Source organism: Dyadobacter sp. HNCC25DJ183 (genome assembly GCF_056895175.1).
The window spans coordinates 333,981-354,645 of sequence record NZ_JBXHAP010000006.1 but is presented as its reverse complement, the minus strand read 5'-3'; the positions used below and the strand labels follow the sequence as shown (position 1 = coordinate 354,645).

The 20,665-nt window shown below is 46.2% G+C and carries 12 protein-coding genes; 7 read left to right on the top strand and 5 right to left on the bottom strand.

Annotated features, from left to right (window positions below; translation table 11 throughout):
• The first annotated feature begins 31 nt into the window (after positions 1–31).
• The 4 genes from AC1XTG_RS17195 (at position 32) to AC1XTG_RS17180 (ending at position 7,504) form a co-directional block, all read left to right on the top strand.
• On the top strand, positions 32–3,004 hold the full coding sequence (locus tag AC1XTG_RS17195; protein ID WP_484842784.1) for a DNA polymerase III subunit alpha: 2,973 nt from the start codon (positions 32–34) through the stop codon (positions 3,002–3,004).
• A 148-nt stretch (positions 3,005–3,152) separates the two neighbouring features.
• Positions 3,153–3,881, top strand: a complete 729-nt coding sequence (locus AC1XTG_RS17190) for a lipocalin-like domain-containing protein (RefSeq protein WP_484842783.1) — start codon at positions 3,153–3,155, stop codon at positions 3,879–3,881.
• Positions 3,882–4,029: 148 nt separating this feature from the next.
• Complete coding sequence (locus AC1XTG_RS17185) at positions 4,030–6,840, top strand: M16 family metallopeptidase (RefSeq protein ID WP_484842782.1); 2,811 nt, start codon at positions 4,030–4,032, stop codon at positions 6,838–6,840.
• Positions 6,841–6,964: 124 nt separating this feature from the next.
• The gene (locus tag AC1XTG_RS17180; RefSeq protein WP_484842781.1) at positions 6,965–7,504 is read left to right on the top strand and encodes a hypothetical protein; all 540 of its coding nucleotides are present in this window, start codon (positions 6,965–6,967) and stop codon (positions 7,502–7,504) included.
• 44 nt (positions 7,505–7,548) lie between these two features.
• On the opposite strand, the gene AC1XTG_RS17175 is transcribed toward AC1XTG_RS17180, so the two are convergent.
• From AC1XTG_RS17175 to AC1XTG_RS17160, 4 genes are all read right to left on the bottom strand, one after another.
• The gene (locus AC1XTG_RS17175) at positions 7,549–9,024 is read right to left on the bottom strand and encodes a nicotinate phosphoribosyltransferase (protein ID WP_484842780.1); all 1,476 of its coding nucleotides are present in this window, start codon (positions 9,022–9,024) and stop codon (positions 7,549–7,551) included.
• 99 nt (positions 9,025–9,123) lie between these two features.
• Positions 9,124–11,385: a peptidase domain-containing ABC transporter gene (locus AC1XTG_RS17170; RefSeq protein WP_484842779.1), complete on the bottom strand. Its 2,262-nt coding sequence runs from the start codon at positions 11,383–11,385 to the stop codon at positions 9,124–9,126.
• A gap of 4 nt (positions 11,386–11,389) precedes the next feature.
• Positions 11,390–12,604: an HlyD family secretion protein gene (locus AC1XTG_RS17165; protein WP_484842778.1), complete on the bottom strand. Its 1,215-nt coding sequence runs from the start codon at positions 12,602–12,604 to the stop codon at positions 11,390–11,392.
• Between the two features lie 85 nt (positions 12,605–12,689).
• Positions 12,690–12,908, bottom strand: a complete 219-nt coding sequence (locus tag AC1XTG_RS17160; protein WP_484842777.1) for a hypothetical protein — start codon at positions 12,906–12,908, stop codon at positions 12,690–12,692.
• 703 nt (positions 12,909–13,611) lie between these two features.
• Between AC1XTG_RS17160 and AC1XTG_RS17155 the strand changes: the two genes are divergently transcribed.
• The gene (locus AC1XTG_RS17155; RefSeq protein WP_031525871.1) at positions 13,612–13,869 is read left to right on the top strand and encodes a helix-turn-helix domain-containing protein; all 258 of its coding nucleotides are present in this window, start codon (positions 13,612–13,614) and stop codon (positions 13,867–13,869) included.
• Between the two features lie 70 nt (positions 13,870–13,939).
• Here AC1XTG_RS17155 and AC1XTG_RS17150 read toward each other — a convergent pair whose 3' ends face one another.
• The gene (locus AC1XTG_RS17150; protein ID WP_484842776.1) at positions 13,940–15,424 is read right to left on the bottom strand and encodes a glycine--tRNA ligase; all 1,485 of its coding nucleotides are present in this window, start codon (positions 15,422–15,424) and stop codon (positions 13,940–13,942) included.
• Between the two features lie 210 nt (positions 15,425–15,634).
• On the opposite strand from AC1XTG_RS17150, the gene AC1XTG_RS17145 reads away from it, so the two are divergent.
• The gene (locus AC1XTG_RS17145; RefSeq protein WP_484842775.1) at positions 15,635–18,028 is read left to right on the top strand and encodes an ABC transporter permease; all 2,394 of its coding nucleotides are present in this window, start codon (positions 15,635–15,637) and stop codon (positions 18,026–18,028) included.
• A 126-nt stretch (positions 18,029–18,154) separates the two neighbouring features.
• Entirely contained in the window at positions 18,155–20,557 is a 2,403-nt protein-coding gene (locus AC1XTG_RS17140) for an ABC transporter permease (protein WP_484842774.1), read from the top strand.
• Positions 20,558–20,665 lie beyond the last annotated feature (108 nt).

Genomic DNA, 20,665 nt, shown 5'->3' with positions numbered 1-20,665 from the left:
AGGTAAGTATAAAGTTTAAATTCTCAACAAAATGCTACTCAACTGTCACTCGTATTTTAGCCTGCGGTTTGGGATGATTCCGGAGGAGGAGTTGCTCCGGCTCGGGAGGGAGCATGATTATGATTGCATGGCGCTGACGGATATTAATAATACCTCCGGCTGCCTGAACTTCGTGCGGCTGGCACCGAAGTTTGACATCAAACCTGTTGTAGGGATAGACTTCCGCAATGGGATTGAACAGCAATATATCGGGCTGGCAAAAAGCAATGCAGGATTTCAGGCTTTGAATGGATTCTTGTCCAAACACCTGAACGAGAAGACCAACTTTCCAGATACCGCGCCGCAACTTACAGATACCGCTTTCATATACCCTTTTGAAAAAGCAAATACAGCCAGAAAACAGCATTTCGGAGAGAATGAATTTATTGGCATTTCGCTGAAAGACCTGAACAAGATCCAGTTCTCGCATTTGTTTAAATTCAAGGACAAATTGGTTATTCAGCAAGCAGTTACATTCAGGCACAAAAAAGATTTCAATGCACACCGGCTGCTGCGCGCGGTTGACGGAAATACAATGCTCAGCAAATTGCTCCCGTCAGAAACCGGCTGCGAAGACGAGCAGATCGTGCCGCGTAAAGTGCTGACTTACCATTTTAACCAAAAAGATTTCTCAACGATTATTTACAATACCGAAAAGCTGCTGGATGAATGTAATGTTCATTTTAAATTCGGAGATGAGCGTGAACATCAGAATTTGCAGGTCTTTGGTCAGAGCAAAAGGGACGATTACCAGCGCATTTTCCAGCTCGGCTGTGATGGACTGAGGTACCGCTACGGCTCGAATGTGAATGATGTCATACTCGACCGGTTCAATATGGAGCTGGAGCTGATTGAGAAACAGAATTTCATCCCCTTTTTTCTCGTCAATCACGCAATTACCAGCTATGCGCGGGAAAAAGGATACTACTACGTCGGACGCGGGAGCGGCGCAAACAGCATTATCGCCTATCTGCTGAATATCACCAATGTAGATCCGATCGAGCTTGATCTCTACTTCGAGCGGTTTATGAATTTGTACAGGAAAAATCCGCCCGACTTTGACATTGATTTCTCCTGGCGCGACCGGGAGGATGTGACCCAATATATCTTCGACACTTTCGGCAAAAAAGGCCAGGCTTCGCTACTGGCGACTTACAGCACATTCCAGCATAATGCCGCTGTGCGGGAACTGGGAAAGGTATTCGGCTTGCCTGCTTACGAAATTGAAGCATTAAGTAATGGGAAATACGATCCCCGAAAACTCGATCAATACGGGTCGCTGGTGATCAGATACGCGGATTATCTCCAAAAGAACAATCAGCCAAACCACCTCAGCATACACGCGGGAGGTATATTGATCTCTGAGCGGCCGATCCATTACTTTTCTGCTACTGACATTCCGCCCAAAGGCTTTCCGACCACACAATTTGATATGGTGATCGCCGAGGATGTCGGTCTGAACAAATATGACATTCTCGGACAAAGAGGTTTGGCGAAGATCAAAGAGACACTGGAAGTGATCAGATACAACCGCCCGGATGCACCCGAGTTCGATATAGATGATGTAAAAAAATTTAAAACAGACCCCAAGATCAACGACCTGATCAAGCAGGCGCAATGCATTGGTTGCTTTTATGTAGAGTCTCCGGCCATGCGAATGTTGCTGAAAAAGCTGGAAGTGGACAATTACCTCGGCCTGGTTGCGGCGAGCTCCATTATCAGACCGGGCGTGGCCAAAAGCGGGATGATGCGCGAGTACATTCTCCGCCACCGACACCCCGAACGTCGTGAAGAAGCACATCCGAAGTTGCTTGAGTTAATGGAAGAGACTTATGGTATCATGGTGTACCAGGAAGACGTGATCAAGGTGGCGCATTATTTTGCCGGGCTCGACCTGGGCGAAGCGGATGTGATCCGGCGCGGAATGAGTGGTAAGTTCAGGGGAAGGGAGGAGTTTGACAGGGTGAAGAACAAGTACTTTAAAAACTGCCGCGAAAAGGGTTACGATGAAGAAATGACGCAGGGAATCTGGAACCAGATCGCCAGTTTCGCGGGATATGCGTTTGCAAAAGGACATTCTGCATCCTATGCCGTGGAAAGCTATCAAACCCTTTTTCTTAAAACGTACTTCCCGCTGGAATTCATGGTGGCGGTGCTCAACAATGGAGGCGGTTTTTACGGCCAGGAGTTGTATATCCACGAGGCACGAATGCTCGGCGGAAATGTGCTTGCACCCTGTGTAAACCACAGTTACGCACAGACTGTGATCGAAGGAAAGGATATTTACATTGGAATGCAGTTCCTGAATGAGATCGAAGAAAAAACGATTGCAAAAATCATCCAGGCGCGCGAGGCGGACGGACCTTTTTTGTCACTGAATAATTTTCTGGACCGGGTCGCCATTTCCATTGAACAGCTCACGATCCTAATCCGCATTGACGCTTTCCGGTTTACCGGTATTGATAAGAAAACGCTGTTATGGAAAGCACATTTCCGGCTGAGCACCACACCCGTGAAGGTCCCGCAGAAGCAATTGTTTCAAACGGAAATCAAGGATTACGAGCTTCCTTCATTCGAGTCGTCGCCCATCGACGATGCCTATGATCAGATAGAGTTGCTGGGATACCCGCTTTGCAGCCCGTTTGCGCTCGTTAAACATCCACTGCCGCCCAGCGTTATGAGCAAGGATCTGCACCGGTATGTAAATCAGGAAGTAATTCAGTATGGGTATCTGGTGGCTGTTAAGAACACCCGGACTTCCCGGGGCGAGGTAATGCATTTCGGTACTTTTCTGGACCAGGAAGGACAATTTATTGATACAGTTCATTTTCCAAGAGGCACTAAGGTCAACTTTTCGGTGAAAGGTGTTTACAAAATCAGGGGTATCGTGACGGAAGAGTTTGGGTTCATGACGGTAGATGTGATGGACATCAGCAGAATGGATTCGGTGGCAAGGGAAAAGTAGCAGAGGGCATATCTGCGGCTGGCAAGAACTTCTAAAATCTGCATTTAAAGGACGCGGGATAATGCAGGCGAGTTGTTTTTCGTTGTAGAACAGTTTTGCTATTCACTGGAATAGCTCATTTTTGCACAACCACAAACCACCCCGCCTGATGTTAAAGCATATCCTGATCTTCTGTGCGTTTCTTGCCATTGCTTCCTGCACCAAAGAATCCGGCTCCATTACCGGCAGCTGGGTAACCGAAATACCCGATCAGCCGCAACACAAAAGGGGTTTTACTTTGAAAGACGATGGGCGGGCTTCGTCCATTAATCTCGAATCCAAACTTTATGAGAAATGGGAAAAACAGGGTGACCTGCTGATTCTGAGCGGGAAAAACGAGTTTACCGAACGCACTGACGACGTAACTGATACCATGAAAATCATCTCTGCCGGGGACAGTACACTCGTTGTGGAGCATGACGGGAAACGGCTTACTTATGCAAAGACAGGCAATCCTGATAAACTGATCTCAGATTTTGAGCTTTACGAATGCTTTGTATACAAAACCAGAAAGGATTCGGCATTTCTGCACGTCAATGTAGCCGACAGCATTGTCACCGGTCAACTGTTTTATGCTTTTTTTGAAAAAGACCGGAATCAGGGTAAAATCGATGGGGTAATGCGCGGGGATACGATTTATGCAAAATATACCTTCGTATCGGAGGGAACAGAATCGACCAGGGAAGTAGCGTTTCTCAAAAAAGGGCCGCAATGGATTGAAGGCTTTGGGGAAGTGGAAGAAAAAGACGGTTCGATGGTTTTCAAAGACCGTTCAAAACTCAAATTTCGGCGCGGACTTGCATTCAAAGGCATCAGGTGCCCGCCCACACTTCAATAAGGCACGTCCAACCTTCCAGACAAAACATACCTTTCAGATTTTCCGATAATTTCGTCTGGAAAGTTAAAAACTGTTGTCGGCGAACCGGTCAGATAGAAAAGCGTTATATTTCGTTTCACTGACTTTAAATCAATTTAAAATTAAAAAAATGAAAAAGGCTTTTCTCGCTTTTTGCTTCGCTATCACGGGATCAGGTTTCGTTTCGCTGGTTTCAGCGCAGGATCTGGCCTCACAAAAAATACCCCTCGATCCGGACGTTAAAACCGGCAGACTGAAAAACGGGATCACCTACTATATCCGCAAGAACAGCGAACCCAAAAACCGGGCAGAGCTGAGGCTGGCCGTAAAGGCCGGGTCTGTTTTGGAAACGGATGCGCAGCAGGGACTTGCGCATTTTATGGAGCACATGAATTTTAATGGGACTACCAACTTCCCAAAGAACGAACTTGTCAATTTTCTGCAAAAAACCGGTGTGCGGTTCGGCGCCGATTTGAATGCATATACCGGTTTTGACGAAACGGTATACATGCTGCCCATTCCTACCGATTCTGCCGGATTGCTTGAAAAGGGCATTCAGGTACTTGAAGACTGGGCACACGGCGCATTGCTCGACCCGGCGGAAATCGAAAAAGAGCGGGGCGTGGTGTTAGAGGAATCACGAATGGGCCGGGGCGCGCAGCAGAGAATGCGTGATAAATTCCTGAAAGTAATCCTCAATAATTCCAGGTATGCAGCCCGCCTGCCGATCGGGAAGGACAGCATTTTGAAGTCATTTAAGCCAGAAACGATCAAAGCTTTTTACAAAGACTGGTACCGCCCCGATCTGATGGCGGTGATTGCGGTAGGTGACTTTGATCCTGCCAAAGTGGAAGCGATCATTACTCAAAAATTCAGCTCCATTGCGCCGCCGGTCAATCCAAAAAAACGCACCAAATACGACATTCCGCTCGACGGATCTACGCAGGTTGCGATTGTTACTGACCCGGAATATCCGCAAAACCTGATCCAGCTGATTTACAAGCAGCCAAACAGCAAGGAAAAAACATTGCAAGATGTGCGGAACAACTTTGCGCAGGGACTGTACAATGCCATGATGGGACAGCGCATGCAGGAGCTAACTCAGAAGCCTAATCCACCTTTCCTTTACGGAGGCAGCGAATACGGCGATTTCCTGGGCAACCTCGATTCTTACACTTCGGTTGCACTAGCCAAAGATGCGGCGTCAATGAAAACTGCATTAACCGCGTTGCTCGAAGAGAATGCGCGCGTCCAGAAATTTGGCTTTACGCAGCCTGAGCTGGATCGCGCTAAAAAGGATTTTTTCAACAGCATCGAACAGTATTACAAGGAGCGTGACAAGACCAAATCTGCCAACCATGTACAGGAGTACCTCAACCACTTTCTGCATGAAAAGCCCTATATGGGCACAGCAGCCTATTTTGAGTTTGTTAAAAAACACCTGGAAAACGTAAGTCTGGCCGAAGTGAATGCGTTGGCCAAAAAATACATTACCGACAAAAACCGGGCAGTGGTAGTAATGAGCGCAGAGAAAAGCAAAGACGCATTGCCAACCGAGCCAGAGATCCGTGCATTGTTAAAAGATGCCGGCAAGGATGTGACCGCCTATGTAGACGATGTTGTTGATACTCCGTTGCTGAGTAAAGAGCCCGTTGCGGGGAAAGTTACTTCGGAGAAGAAGCTTGATAAGCTGGACGTTACAGAGCTTACCCTTTCAAATGGAGTGAAGGTATTGCTGAAACCGACGGACTTTAAGAATGACGAAATCCTGATCAAAGCCACGGCGCGCGGCGGCTACTCGCTGTTTCCTGAGGAGCGGGAAACGGGCGTTTTCACCAGCTACCTGATCCAGTCAGGCGGTGTGGGACCTTATAACCAGACGCAGCTGCAAAAGTTTTTGGCAGGAAAAACGGCGAGCGCCGGGCCTTATATCAGCGAGCTTACCGAGGGTATCGGAGGTGAAACAAATCCGAAAGATTTGGAAACCACTTTACAGCTCATCTATGCTTACTTTACGGAGCCGCGCAAAGATGCCGAACTCGTGAAAGGGATTCTGGCAAACCAGAAAGCTTACCTGGAAAATATCCAGAAGACACTGACTCCCGAAAAAGTATACTCTGATTCATTGAATGCAGTTCTGACAAATCACAATCCGAAACGCCAGCCGCTCAAACCAGAAAGTGTGGATAAAGTGAACCTGGACCGTGCGGAGACGATTTACAAAGACCGGTTTTCTGATGCGTCCGATTTTGTGTTCACCTTTGTAGGCGCATTCCGCGTGGATTCCATCAAACCTTACATTGAAAAATACCTCGGCAGCCTGCCTTCGACAGAAAGAAACGATGACTTCAATCACCCGAATATTTTCCCACCAAAAGGGAAGATTGAAAAGACGATTTATAAGGGAATGGAGCCAAAAAGTCGTGTTACGCTCGTTGCAAGCGGAGAATATGACTACAATCCTGAAAATAACATCCAGATAGAAGCTTTGCAGGAAGTATTACAGATCAAACTCATCGAGGCTTTGCGCGAGGAAGAAAGCGGGGTTTATGGAGTGAGTGTTTCTGAAAGCACCGACAAGTTCCCAAAAGGAAGGTACCGGTTTACAGTTGGTTTCGGATGTGCGCCGGAGAATGTAGAAAAGCTGATCAAGCGCACGAAAGAAGAAATCGCGAAGGTAAAGGCGAACGGCGCTGATCAGAAAGACATTGAAAAGTATGTAGCTGAGACACGCCGACAAATGGAAACAGCTGTCAAAACAAACAGCTTCTGGCTGAGCTATCTTGACGATAATACATTCCTGGGAGATGATCTGGACGAAATTTTTCAACAGGACCGACTATTGAAGACAATCACGGTAGCCAGTACTAAAGAAGCTGCGCGTAAGTACTTCAATGACGACGATTTCATTCAGGTTGTATTAATGCCTGAGAAGAAATGATAGCCAGGAGTAGATTTATTAATTGGTCTCGATTGGTAATTCAAGTGCGCCTTACATACATTGTTTTTTGACAAAAAAGCTTTTCTTCATATATCGTCAGAGTTATTCATTTAAATTATCTGACATGAAGATCTCTTACGTTCTATCGACGATGGCGGCCTGTATTATTGTAGCCTTCACACTGACAAGTTGCTATGAGGACAAACTTGAAGAGACACAATTAGCAAAAGAAGAAACCAACTTCCTTAAGGTTGACGACATCTACTATCCTATGGATAGCTTGCAAGCTATTTTTTCGACAAGCAACAATCAAGATACTGTTCTCCAATTGCGATGTTCGGACTACAAGCAGGAAAATTTTGTATTGGTTGAGTATATAAAACAACATGGCACTGATTTGCAGCAAGGAGTCTACTCGTATGAATTTTCAAAGAACTTGCAAAAGCTATCTGATTTGAAGTTTCACAACCTGGTTGTTCGATATCATACAAATAACAATGCTGTAAATCTTGATGGGCTGTCTGGGGAAAGAATCGATTATGGAAATCTTGAAGTACAAAAAGACAGCTCAGTGTATACAATTCAACTAAACACCACTATATCAGGGAAGAAAGTTCTACTACATTTTAAAGGCAAACTGAAAGCCGAAGAATTTTCTTGGTAGAAAAATAGGGTATCCTGAAACTAAGACAAGGCCAGCCTGCTGCATTATTGCGCAGCGGGCTGGCCTTGTCTTAGTTTCAGGATAATGTTTGTTTTGAGATCAAAAAGGTGCTTTTCCAGCCCTACCGGGTAAGTATGCGGATTTACAAACCGTTTGATTCCTTTATAAAAATGCGCAAGCTGATCCTTGACCCGCTGCCGGGTTTCATGAATGGAAGGCTGACTGTAAATAAGCTGGCCTTTTGCAAAAACCGGCACCAGCAGATCTTCAAAATGCATTTGCTCTTCAAATGAGCGGTTCTTTGTAAAATCATAAGGATCAACCATCGTCGACTTTCCGATCAGCGGATTTTCAATATTGAAGATCATATCAGATACAAAGCCTTTTCCGTCCCGGAACCGCCGAACCTGCTGAATACCAGGCGTGGAAACCTTCACGAGCTGTTCGGATAATTTCAGCTTATAGTCCCATTCGCCGGTGCTTGTCTTGATGGCGGCAAGCTTGTAAACACCGCCCAGCGCAGGCTGATCATAAGCTGTTACCAGCTTGGTACCAATTCCCCAGATATCAATTTTTGCGCCCTGGATTTTAAGACTATCCATAATGTACTCGTCGAGATCATTGCTGGCAACGATACTGGTTTGCTGGAATCCTGCATCGTCGAGCAGTTTGCGCGACTCGATACTTAAATAAGCCAGATCACCAGAGTCCAGCCTTATTGCCCCAAGTTCATACCCGCGTTTTCTCAGCTCTTTTCCCACCTCAATCGCATTGCGTACACCTTGAAGCGAGTCGTAAGTATCCACCAGCAGGGTTACATTGTTGGGCAAATGCTGCGCGTAAGTTTCAAATGCTTCCAGCTCGGAATCGAAAGACATTACCCAGCTGTGCGCGTGGGTACCTTTTACCGGAATATCGTAGATTTTGCCTGCGAGCAGATTGGAAGTTGCATCGAAGCCGCCGATGTAAGCTGCTCGACTGGCAGTTACTCCACCGTCGGGCCCCTGCGCGCGCCTTAAACCAAATTCAAGTAAGGTATCATCCCTGGCCACGAGCCGCATCCGTGCAGCTTTGGTAGCAACAAGAGACTGAAAATTGATCAGGTTCAAGAGCGGCGTCTCCAGTAGCTGACATTGCAGAATAGGTCCCTGCACGCGCAGCAGCGGCTCATTTGGAAATACAACGGTACCTTCCGGAATAGCATCGATGCTGCATTGCAGCTCCATTTGGGATAGATATTCAAGAAAGCCCGGTTCAAACAATGCGTTTCCGTCGTTTCCTTTTAAGGAGCCGATATAATCCAGGTCTGACTGGCTCACGCGGTATTCTTTGATATATTCGATTACGCTGTTGAGTCCGCAGGTGATGGTGAATCCGCCCTGAAACGGGTGCTTGCGAAAGTATAAGTTGAAAACTGCTTCCTGCTCGGCCTTGCCCGATTTCCAGTAACCATAAGCCATTGTGAGCTGATAAAGGTCTGTAAGCAGGCTCAGCGAAGTGCCGTATAGCTGATTGATCATAATGTGTATTGGTGTTTTAAGCTGCTCAATTAATGAAAAAAAGGCGGTTATTTCTAACCAGCCTCTTCTTCAAATATCAGTTTGATGCAGTTTTCCGCATTAGTTGACACTTTCAAGCATGGGAAATTGCTGCTTCCACATATCGAAATATTTCCCTTTTTTGCTCAACAACTTCTTGTGGCTACCTTCTTCGATCAGCTTTCCCTGCTCCAAAACCACGATTTTATCTGCATTCATCACCGTGCTCAGGCGGTGTGCGATAATAATGATCGTTTTGTTTTTCTTTCTTAAAGATTGGATTGCAAGCTGAATGTGCTGCTCCGACTTGGAATCCAGTGAGGAGGTCGCTTCGTCAAGGATCAGGATTTCGGGATCACGGTATAAAGCGCGCGCAATCGCAAGCCGTTGCCGCTGCCCGCCCGATAAGCTCGTACCATTTTCACCGATGTAAGTATTAAAGCCATTGGGCAGATTTTCGATAAACTTCATGATATCCAGTTCCTGACAGATAGACACGATTTTTTTCATATCCGGCTCAAACTCGCCGACAGCGATATTGTTGATCACATTGCCCGCAAACAAATGCACATCCTGCGGCACAGCACTTACCATTTGGCGCAGACTGTCGTTGGTAAGGTACTTAATATCAAAACCGCCGAGGAGAATATTCCCTTTTTCAACCGGGTAGATGTTTTGCAAAAGCGCGAGCAAAGTGGTTTTCCCGGAACCACTTTCTCCAACAACTGCCGTGATCTTGTTTTTGGGTATAACCAGATTTAAACCCTCAAACACATTGACGCGGGTTCCATAACGGAAATGAACATCGCGAAAATGAATATCACCGATCATATCCGGCGTGAGTACCGCTTTATTTTCGATCGATTCACGCTCGATATCCATGATTTCGAACAAACGATCGGCTGCGATACTGGCGTCCTGGATCGTCCTGTTCATCCCGATCAGACTTGAAACAGGCCCGGTGAAATAGCCGATAATCGCATAAAACGACAGCAGCTCACCCGGTGTAATGATTTTGTTTAACACAAACAAAGAACCTGCCCACAGCAAAATGATGGTAAATGCACTCGAAATAAAGCCGCTGAAATCTCCTATCCACAGCGAGTTGGTATTGGATTCATAAACCGATTTCAACATTCCGATAAAGCGCGTCTCGGTGCGCATATTGGTAAAATCCTCCAAACCAAAACGCTTGATCGTACTTACGGAATGAATGGACTCTACAAGCTGCGCCTCTAATTCCGCCGAGCTTTCCATTAGTTTGCGCTGCGTAGACTTATTCATTTTGTTGGAGAAATAGTAGATCACCGCGTACAATGGGACCACACCCAGCAGAATGAGCGCAAGCTTCCAGTAATAGGTGAACATCAATGCAAATGAGAATACCAGAATGAACATATTGACCGCAAAGCCGACCAATACATCATTGATAAACACCCTGATCTTCACCGCATCATTGATCCGCGAGATAATCTCCCCTACCCGCATGTTATCGAAAAACTGTTGCGGAAGCCGGAGTAAATGCTTGTAATAACCCAGTATCAGGCGCGCGTCAATCTGCTGTCCGGTTTTGATAGTGAGGAGCGTCTTGGCGTGATTGATAACTACCCTGAAAAACAGAATCCCGATCATAATCACTCCCATCAGGTTCAGCAGGTTGCGGTTACCTTCCGGAAGTACATTATCTACAATCTTTTGAAGGAAGATCGAAGTGGACAAGCCCAGCACCGTGTAAATGATCGCGCCGAGCAGGACCTGGAACAACACGGACCTGTGCGGTTTCAGCAAGAACATGAAACGCTCCTTAACAGAAATTTTCTCGTTGCCCTGGGTAAATGTATCTCCGGGTTGCAGCAATACCAGAACGCCGGTCCAGATGCTTTTGAACTCATCGTAGCTCATGGGTATAAGCTCACCTCTGGCAGGGTCCATTACTTCCACCGTTGTGGACGTAACATTATAAACGACAACATAATGATGAAGTATCTGCTTGATAATCACGTGTGCAATCACAGGCACGGGTACGTGCGGCAGTTGGTCAAACTCCGCCCTAACTCCCTTGGCGTCAAAGCCCAGCTTTGTAGCGGCTTCAATCAGTCCGAGCACATTGGTACCTTTCTTATCTGTGGAAGCATATTGCCGGATGCGCGCAACCGGTATAGCCAGTTTGTAAAATGCAGATACAGAAGCAAGGCAGGTAGCACCGCAGTCGGTAAGATCGTGCTGCTTGATCGCGACATCTTTCAGCCTGCTGCGGTTGTTCAGAAAAGGTATTTTCCTGGAAATGGCATTACCGACCTCCTGAATGCCGCTCCATAACGTAGTAAGTCCGTTCGATTTCATAAGGTTAGTTTAGGGGTGGTGTTTCAGTTGTTGCGATCAGGTTTGGATTCAGCCAATCGTCGGCTTTGTCGTAAAGCAGCTGAAAAAGTGTCCGTTCTGTGACCAGGAAGCGTGCTTGCAGCGTCATACCTTTTTTCAGTTTTCCTACATACCCGTTTTTCAATGTGAGGGAATTAGCATCCAGCTTACAACGGACCTTAAAGAATGGTGGCTCTTTTCCATTGGTATACACATCATTTGAAATCGATATTACCTCCCCTGTCACCAGCCCCCATTGATTGTAATCGTATGCATCCACCTGCAAACGCGTTTTGGTTCCCGGGTGGATAAGGCCAATGTCTTTCGGCAGCACGTACATCTCCGCTACCATCATTTCATCAGGTGATATATCTGCCAAAAATTCATTGGAAGAAACGATACTACCCGGCTGCAAACCTTTGAGCTGCTGGATTGTACCGCTGATCGGCGCCTTTACTACATAGAAATCTTTCTCGCGCAGATACTGCTTATCCTGGGAGTTCAGCTCACGCGTTTTCATTTGCAACTGCGTCAGTTCAGACTCCCACCTTGCTTCTTCCTCCTCCATGATGGTCTTGATCTTATTGCTTGCCGTCGCGTAAAGCAGCTGGGCACGATCAAACTCTGCTTCCGAAATGGCTTTTACATCATGCAACTTTTTATTTCTTGCAAAATCCTTCTCCACCGTCATCAGGGTCGTTTTTGCATCGGTGATCTTTTGCCAGAACAATGCGAAATCCTGCTTATACAACCCGCTAGTCAAGCCGGGCTTTTTACTCCAGTTGTCGGTGCGGCTCAAATGAAGCAGCACATTTAAGTCGTCGATCTGCTTGTCGTAATCTTGCTTTTGTGCCTTCACAAGCTGATTTTGCTCTTTGAGGATCTCAGATTCAATTTTCAGGAGTGTCTGACCTTTGACAACTCGCTGGTTTTCGGAAACAAAAACCGAGTCCAGTCGCCCGCTTACCAGCGCTTTGATCTCATTGCGATCGTCGGTGGCGCGGATAATGCCGGTACTTTTTACACTTACATCTACTGTGATAACAAAGAGCGAAATGAACGCGACGATCATAATTGCCATTGAAAGCTGATAAACGAGGCTCGACCTTGTGTTGTGCTCGTGGAAATGATAGTCGGCGGTATGTTCAAGTATTTCGGGAGGGAAAATCTTGTTGCGGGCGGTATTGATTTCCTTTTCCATGTTGGTGAAGTCCGATTTAGGCTGGTTTATAACAAAAACGGGGGTAGCTTAGCTACCCCCACTCTTCTCGATGTTATCCACTTTGTTACTCAGTTATAGAGTTAAAGATTCCACCCAGGTCAAGACCTAGGCCGAACTGTGTTTTTTCAGATGAACCATCATCGTCTACCGATTCATTGCTGAATGCGATACCCAGTGATCCGATGAGGCTTCCTGATGATGCAGAATCGCTACTGCTACCTAGTCCTAAAAGACCACCATTGATTTGTTTCATTTCTGCGGAATTCAATTCTTGGGATTTCATAATACATACAATTAAATGAAAAATAGCCTACTCTGTTTCAGGTTTTCAGCTCCCCCTGTTTGAACTCACGTTCGCAGAATATCCTGAAACATACGTGCCAATATCAAGCTAACATATTGATAATGAAACAACTAACTTGAATAAAATACAACTAAAATGTGTAAACCTAACTGATCTGTGAAGTTCTTCGTGTCGTATCCTGTGCGCGTTCATTATATCTAACAGGCGCTTTTTGCAGAATGCTATGTGGCTCGTAAATGGGAGTTTGACTTTGATAAAAGCGAGATTTACGCAACATCAGGGTTCAGTTGCTTAGCTGTATTGTTCTCGGGTGAAAAGTGGCAGAAGTAAATTGTCGAATTTGTCTACATTCAGTGAAATCAGTTCCACCCTGCTGTTCTTCCCATTTGTGGTTTAAACGATGGTACCTTTCAAGCAAGCTGCATAAGGGCATTGGCTGTTTGCAGGAGCAGGTTTAAATTTTTTACAAAAAAAATTCAGCTTTATTCCTTAAAGCTATCTTTTAAAACTTACAGGCTGAATTTCAGGTATTTACAATAATTTATATATGTTATAGAGACTGGAAGATTACCTAACGTATATAAACGGATGATTTAACGGGATTTGGGCTATTGATCTTTTCGCAGGGCGCTGGTCGTATGTATCCGTAAAGCTGAATTTTTACGAACAAAAAAGAAGTTTCATGGACCAATCGATAGAGGCGAAGATCAGATCCGTGGCGCTGAATATCCGGAAAATCAGGGAGTACAGGGATTACACACAGGAATATCTCGCAATGAAGTTGGGCATATCTCAAAATGCTTATAGTAAAATTGAGCTTGCCTACACCCGCATTACGCTGGAGCGATTGATCCAGATCGCGCAAATTCTTGAAGTAGACTCGGTGGACCTGATCAGAGGGAATGCAGAAGATCTGGTGCGCCTGCACACCGCAGAGTAACCATCAACAAACAGAAGCGGGCTGGCTCATTTAGAGTCAGCCCGCTTTCAATTTTCTATGAAAATCAAATTTAGATCGCTTCCAGTATCCGCTCTATTGCGACCTGATAACCTATTTTCTCTTTCAATTCACTAATATGTACGCGCTCTTGCTCCATTGAATCACGATGGCGGATAGTAACGGTATCATCCTCCATGGTCTGGTAATCCACTGCAACGCAGAACGGAGTTCCAATGAGATCCTGGCGCGTATATCGTTTTCCAATCGCCGCTCCATCATCATAAGTTGTCCTGAATGAAGATTTAAGTGAGTTAGCGATCGCCTGCGCTTTTTCTGCCAATCCATCCTTCTTCACCAATGGAAGCACCGCTACTTTAAATGGCGCTAGCGCCGGGTGCAGTTTCAGGTAAGTCCGCTCTTTTTGGCTCTCTCCCTCTCCTACTGTCTCCACGGTATAAGCATTGCAAAAAGCAGCCAGGAATAAGCGGTCAGCACCAACGGAAGTTTCAACCACGTAAGGAATGTAGTTTCCGTAAGGTTTACCATTTTCATCCAGGTCGGAATCAAAGTACTGTTGTTTTTTCTTTGAAAGCTCCTGGTGGTTGCGCAGGTCAAAGTCTGTTCTTGAATGGATACCTTCGATTTCGCGGAAGCCAAACGGGAACTGGAACTCGATATCAACTGCAGCATTGGCATAATGCGCCAGCTTTTCGTGATCGTGGAATTTAAGCTTCTCAGCAGGAAGCCCGATTGCTTTATGGAATTTCATCCGCGCCTCTTTCCAGGCCTCATACCAGGTCATTTCGGTACCAGGACGAATAAAAAACTGCATTTCCATTTGTTCAAACTCCCGCATACGGAAAGTGAACTGGCGCGCCACGATCTCGTTCCTGAATGCCTTGCCTATCTGCGCGATACCAAACGGAATTTTCATCCGGCCGCTTTTCTGTACATTCAGGAAGTTCACGAATATCCCCTGCGCAGTCTCCGGGCGAAGGTAAATAAGGCTGGAATCTTCCGCTACCGAGCCCACCTGCGTACTGAACATCAGGTTGAACTGACGAACTTCCGTCCAGTTGGTAGTACCCGAAACCGGGCATTTGATATTTTCAGATATAATAAGCTCACGAACCCCGTTCAGGTCTTCGGCGCTCAGCAGCCGCCCCATTTCTTCCAGCAGCGCCTGTGCCTTTTCCTCGTTACCCTCGGCAGCATATTGCTCTGCCTTGCCTTCCAGCAACTGATCAGCACGGTATCTCTTTTTAGAATCCTTGTTATCGATCATCGGGTCATTAAACCCGTCGACGTGCCCGGAAGCTTTCCAGGTAAGCGGGTGCATGAAGATAGCCGCGTCGATACCCACGATATTATCGTGCAGCTGCGTCATCGCTTTCCACCATGCGGCTTTCAGGTTATTTTTTAGTTCGACGCCGTTCTGGCCGTAATCGTAAACAGCCTGCAGACCGTCGTATATTTCAGAAGAAGGAAAAACAAAGCCGTATTCTTTGGCGTGCCCTACAATATCTTGTAAAGAGGTAGCGGGTGTTGGGTTCATTCTGGTTAAAAAATCAAAGAGAAAAGACTGTTAATGCATCCAAAACTAGGAAGTTGGCAAAATTAGGTATTTTGACCGGACATACGTAAGCCCAATGTTCGAAACCGGACAAAATATAGCGACAATCAGATGTAAGTAAATGAATATCAATGCATATACAAAATTGGCATACGTTTTTAACCAGGGTATACAAACAAACCTACTTGCAACATGCTGTTCAACTATATCAAAATCAGTTTTCGCAACCTCAGTAAACAGAGACTGTTCAGCGGACTCAACATTTTCGGACTTGGTATAGGCATGGCAGCAGTGTGGCTGATGCTGCTTTATGTGGCCGATGAACTGAGCTACGACCGTTTTCACAAGAATGCAGACCGCATTGTACGGGTTGTACAGCGGGCTACCTGGGACGAAAGCAGCTTCCACATTCCGCTTACCTCGGCGCCATTTGCCACAGCCCTGCAAACGGATTACCCCGAAGTCGAAGGCACGGTTCGCATTAGCTCGGAAGGCGGCGGTGCGATGAAGTATGGTAAAAACGAGGTCGTAGCAAATGACATTTACTTTACCGATCCGTCTATTTTCAATGTATTTTCCTTTCCTGTCTTATACGGCGATGCAAAAAGCGCACTGGCGGAGCCGCAAAAAATCGTTTTGACCAAAACAATGGCAGAGACGCTTTTCAAGGATGCTTCCCAGGCTGTCGGAAAAACAGTACTGTTCAGCAATAACTATCCCAATGTTGTAACGGCAGTAATTGAAGATATACCAACCAATTCGCACCTCAGGTTCAGTGCATTAAGATCTTTACCGAAAGACTATTCGACTGGGTGGCAACAGTTTGAACTGTATACTTACCTGCTGCTTAAAGACGGTACCGATGTTCAAAAGTTCGGGAAAAAGCTGGCAGGCTTTTTCCCGAAATACCTGAAAAAAGAGATGGGCAATGTGAACTATCAAATGGAGCTTCAACCACTTACCTCCATTCACCTGAACTCGCACCTGGATTTTGAAATCGGCCCTAATGGAAATGCCAATACCGTTTACGTGTTCTCTGCAATCGCCGCATTGATCCTGCTGATTGCCTGTATCAACTATGTAAATCTGTACACCGCCCGCTCGATGAAGCGGATACGCGAAGTGGGTGTCAGAAAATCTATCGGTTCGGAAAGGGGCCAGCTGATCGGGCAATTTTTAACAGAATCATTGATTATGACGATCCTGGCGGGTTTGGTTGCATTCATGCTGGTCATTATATCGCTTCCGCTGTTCAACAAACTGGCAGAAAAGTCGCTTTCACCCGGCTACCGCAGTGACCTGATGAGCGCATTGGTCGCAATTGCATTTGTGCTGCTGGTAGGGTTGATAAGTGGCTTATATCCCGCACTTCGCTTTTCTGCTTTTCGTCCTGTTAATGCATTAAAAGGCCAGATCAGCGGTCAGGTCAGCAGTGCTTATTTTCGCAAATCGCTCGTCGTATTTCAGTTTGCAGCCACGGTAGTAATGATCGCCTGCTCGGCAGTGGTGTACCGCCAGATGCACTACGTCAACAACAAAGACCTGGGCTTTAATAAAAGCCAGGTACTTGTGTTTCACATTGATAAAAATGAAGTCAGAAATCAGGTCCGTGCGGTGAAACAGAAGCTTTCCGAAAGTCCGTTCATTGAAAGTATGGCGTCTTCCAGTAACCCGATCGGAACCAACTATATGGGATCTGCGGGGATGTTTATGGAAAAAGAAAATGGCCAAATGAGCCCGGGTACCCAAATGGTACAGAAGTTTGCAGTTGACGGGGATTTTCTTAAAACAATGGAGATCAAGCTGATAGCTGGTCGTAATCTTAACTCCGATTCTGAGGCTGATCTGCTGGGTTCAGCGATGGTCAATGAAGCATTGGTCAAAAAGCAAGGCTGGACAAACCCTGTGGGTAAGCGGATCAAGTACTTTATAGATGGCGAAGGCAACACGAAAGAAGCGACCATCGTAGGCGTGGTGGCAGATTTCCATACTTATTCACTCCAGCACAAAATCGAGCCGCTGGTTTTACAGGCACCTGCGCCTGGTGACGGCGACAATATTTACGTTAGAATCGCGCCTGAAAAGACCAAAGAAGCATTGGCTTATATGCGTCAGGCTTACAAGGAATTTGACCCGGAAGCGACATTGGACTTTCATTTTCTGGACGAGAACTTTGCCCAGCAATATGCTTCTGAACAGCGCCAGGGAAACGTAATGCTCACTTTTGCAGTGCTGGCGGTTTTAATTGCTTGTTTAGGTTTGTTTGGTCTGGCTGCATTTGCTGCCGAGTCGAGGACGAAGGAAATCGGTGTCCGCAAAGTGTTGGGTGCGAGTATTCAGAGTGTGGTGCTGCTGCTGTCCAAAGATTTTGTCAAGCTGGTTCTGATCGCAATTGTGGTTGGAACGCCGGTATCGATCTACGCCATGGGCGAGTGGCTTAAAAACTTCGAATACCGCGAACCACTCTCCTGGTGGATCTTCGCAGGTGCCGGCCTCGTCGCCATTCTGATCGCCCTGGCAACTGTCAGCGCCCAGGCATTTAAATCCGCATTGATGAACCCGGTGAAGAGTTTGAAGACGGAGTAGATTGGGTTGTTGGGTTAGCTGTTAGCGGTTGTACTATTTCCTCTTTCTGGGTTAAAAAAAGTTAAAGAAAAATCTCGGTCTGCAATCCCGGCTATTTTTGTCATACCTGATAAAAATACCGGGATTATGTTGCACAACTACTTTACGATTGCCTGGCGGAATTTGCTGAAACGTAAATTCTATTCTGTTCTGACCATTTTTGGACTTGCGGTCGGGATTACGTTTAGCTTCCTGGTGGGCAGTTACATTCATGCTGAATTGCAGGTAAATGCTGATCTCAGGAATGCGGATCAGCAGTACATTGTCCGCAGCAAATGGAAGGTACCGGAAATGGGGATCGACTTTGCTACATTCGGTCCACTTGGAAAGACACTCCGCGACGAATATCCTAATCTCGTAGCAGGGTATTATCGCTACGATGCCATTACAGTCGCAGTGTCCCACGGCGACAGGCACTTTCGGGAAGATGTACAAACAGGAGATACCACACTGCTTTCGATGTACGGTTTTCCAGCGTTGCACGGCGATGTGAAAACTGCATTACAACAGCCAAATTCCATTGTAATTACCGAAGAAAAAGCACTTAAATACTTCGGAAAGAGTGATGTAGTTGGCGAAAACCTGACTTTGCACAACTTCGTCGGAGGTAAGCAGGAGTATCAGGTAACAGCTGTTTTGAAAGATCTCAAATCCAACTCAGTCAGCCACTTACTTAATAATCCATCTTCCATATTCATCCCGCTGAGCTCACTTGAAGGGCGCAAGGGAGCAGAGAGCGACTGGAATTTTCCATTTATGGTAACGTTTATTCAGCTGCAAAAAGGCATTGAACCGAAAGCACTTGAAAAACCCATCTCCCAGATACTGAAAACGAATGCACCTGCCAGTGCGCGCGAAAATCTGCACATATACCTTACCCCACTCAAAGACTATTATCGCGAGGCCAACAATGGGCTGGTCCAGAAGATGATCTACATACTGGCCGCAGTAACGGCTTTTATCCTGCTGATGGCGGTTGTCAATTTCGTCAACATTTCCGTGGCGGGCTCTTCTTCCAGGTTGAAGGAAATCGGCGTAAGGAAGGTATTGGGCGGAATCAAAGCGCAGATCATCGGACAGTTTTTAGCTGAATCCATACTGCTGGCTGCATTCGCGAGCTTGTTATCCATCGGATTTTATGAATTATCACGGGGCTATTTTGGTGAAATTGTCGGTAAAGAACTTGTCTCCTGCATTTCCCTTTTTCCCTGGGTTATAATCTTACCGGTACTTTGTGCATTGCTGATCGGCTTACTGGCTGGCTCCTACCCTGCTTTCATATTATCGGCGATCCCGTCGGTGGATTCGATGAAGGGGAAGTTGAAATCTGTCAAAGGGCATGTGGGTTTTCGGAGATCTCTGCTTGTCATGCAGTTTACGATCGCATTGTTTGTTTTTGTAGCGGCTGCCATCATCACCCAGCAGGTCGATTATTTCTTCAACAAAAGTCTGGGTTTTGAGAAAAATGCATTGGTGTCAATAGCAGTACCGCGCGACTGGACACCAGAGGGATTGGCTAAAATGGAAGGTATCCGCAACGAGCTGGCAAACATGGCCGAAGTAGCGGATGTGAGTTTATCTTATGAAATAGCAAACGGGAACACGGGCGCTCAATACGGTATTTACCAGCCAGGACAGGACTCCGCACAGGCGATCCACACCCAGTTTTTTTCAACTGATGAAAAATTCGCATCAACCTTTGGGATCAAAGTACTGGCCGGTGATTTCTTTGCGAAGCCAAATGCCGGTATTCAGACAGACCGCATTGTGATCAACCGTTCAGCAGTGAAGTCGCTGGGGTTCAAGTCTCCCGAAGATGCTGTCGGCAGACAGGTCAGGATCCATTTTTCTCCTCAACCTGCAACCATTGCCGGAGTTATCCAGGATTTTCACTTTGAATCCATGCACCAACAGATCAAGCCACTGGCGATTAGCCACATAAAAGGCGGAAATACATACAGGTATCTGAGTTTCAGGTTGAATGGCAATGTTGGGTCGGCTATGGCGGCAATTCAGCAAAAATGGTCTGCGCTGATGCCGGACGCACCTTTTGAATATACTTTCATGGACCAAACGCTGCAAAAGCTTTATCAATCGGAGATTCGGTTGCAAAGGGCAGCACAACTGGCCACATTGCTGGCGCTGGTCATTGTTGTGCTTGGCATAATCGGCATGGTTTCATTAAGTGTAGCGCGGCGAACGCGGGAAATCGGAATAAGGAAAGTGCTCGGGGCATCGGGGATCAATGTAGTGATGCTGTTCTTGAAGGAATTCCTGCTGGTAACACTCACAGGCGCGGCAATAGCATTCCCACTGGCATTTTTTGTAATGAAAAACTGGCTGAACAACTATGCTTACAGAATCGCGCCAGACTGGCCCACGTTCTCGGTAATAGCGCTTGCTTTCTCTGCAACTATCATCCTGCTGGTCTGCATCCAAACCTATAAATCGGCATTAATGAACCCAGTTAAGAGCTTGCGGTCGGAGTAATTATTACTGACTCACAATCCATCAAAGATCGATAGGTAAGCCACGCTTGAGAGAGAACGTTAAAAAAATTGATAGTATGTCAATTCATTAAATGGATACTAGTTGCAG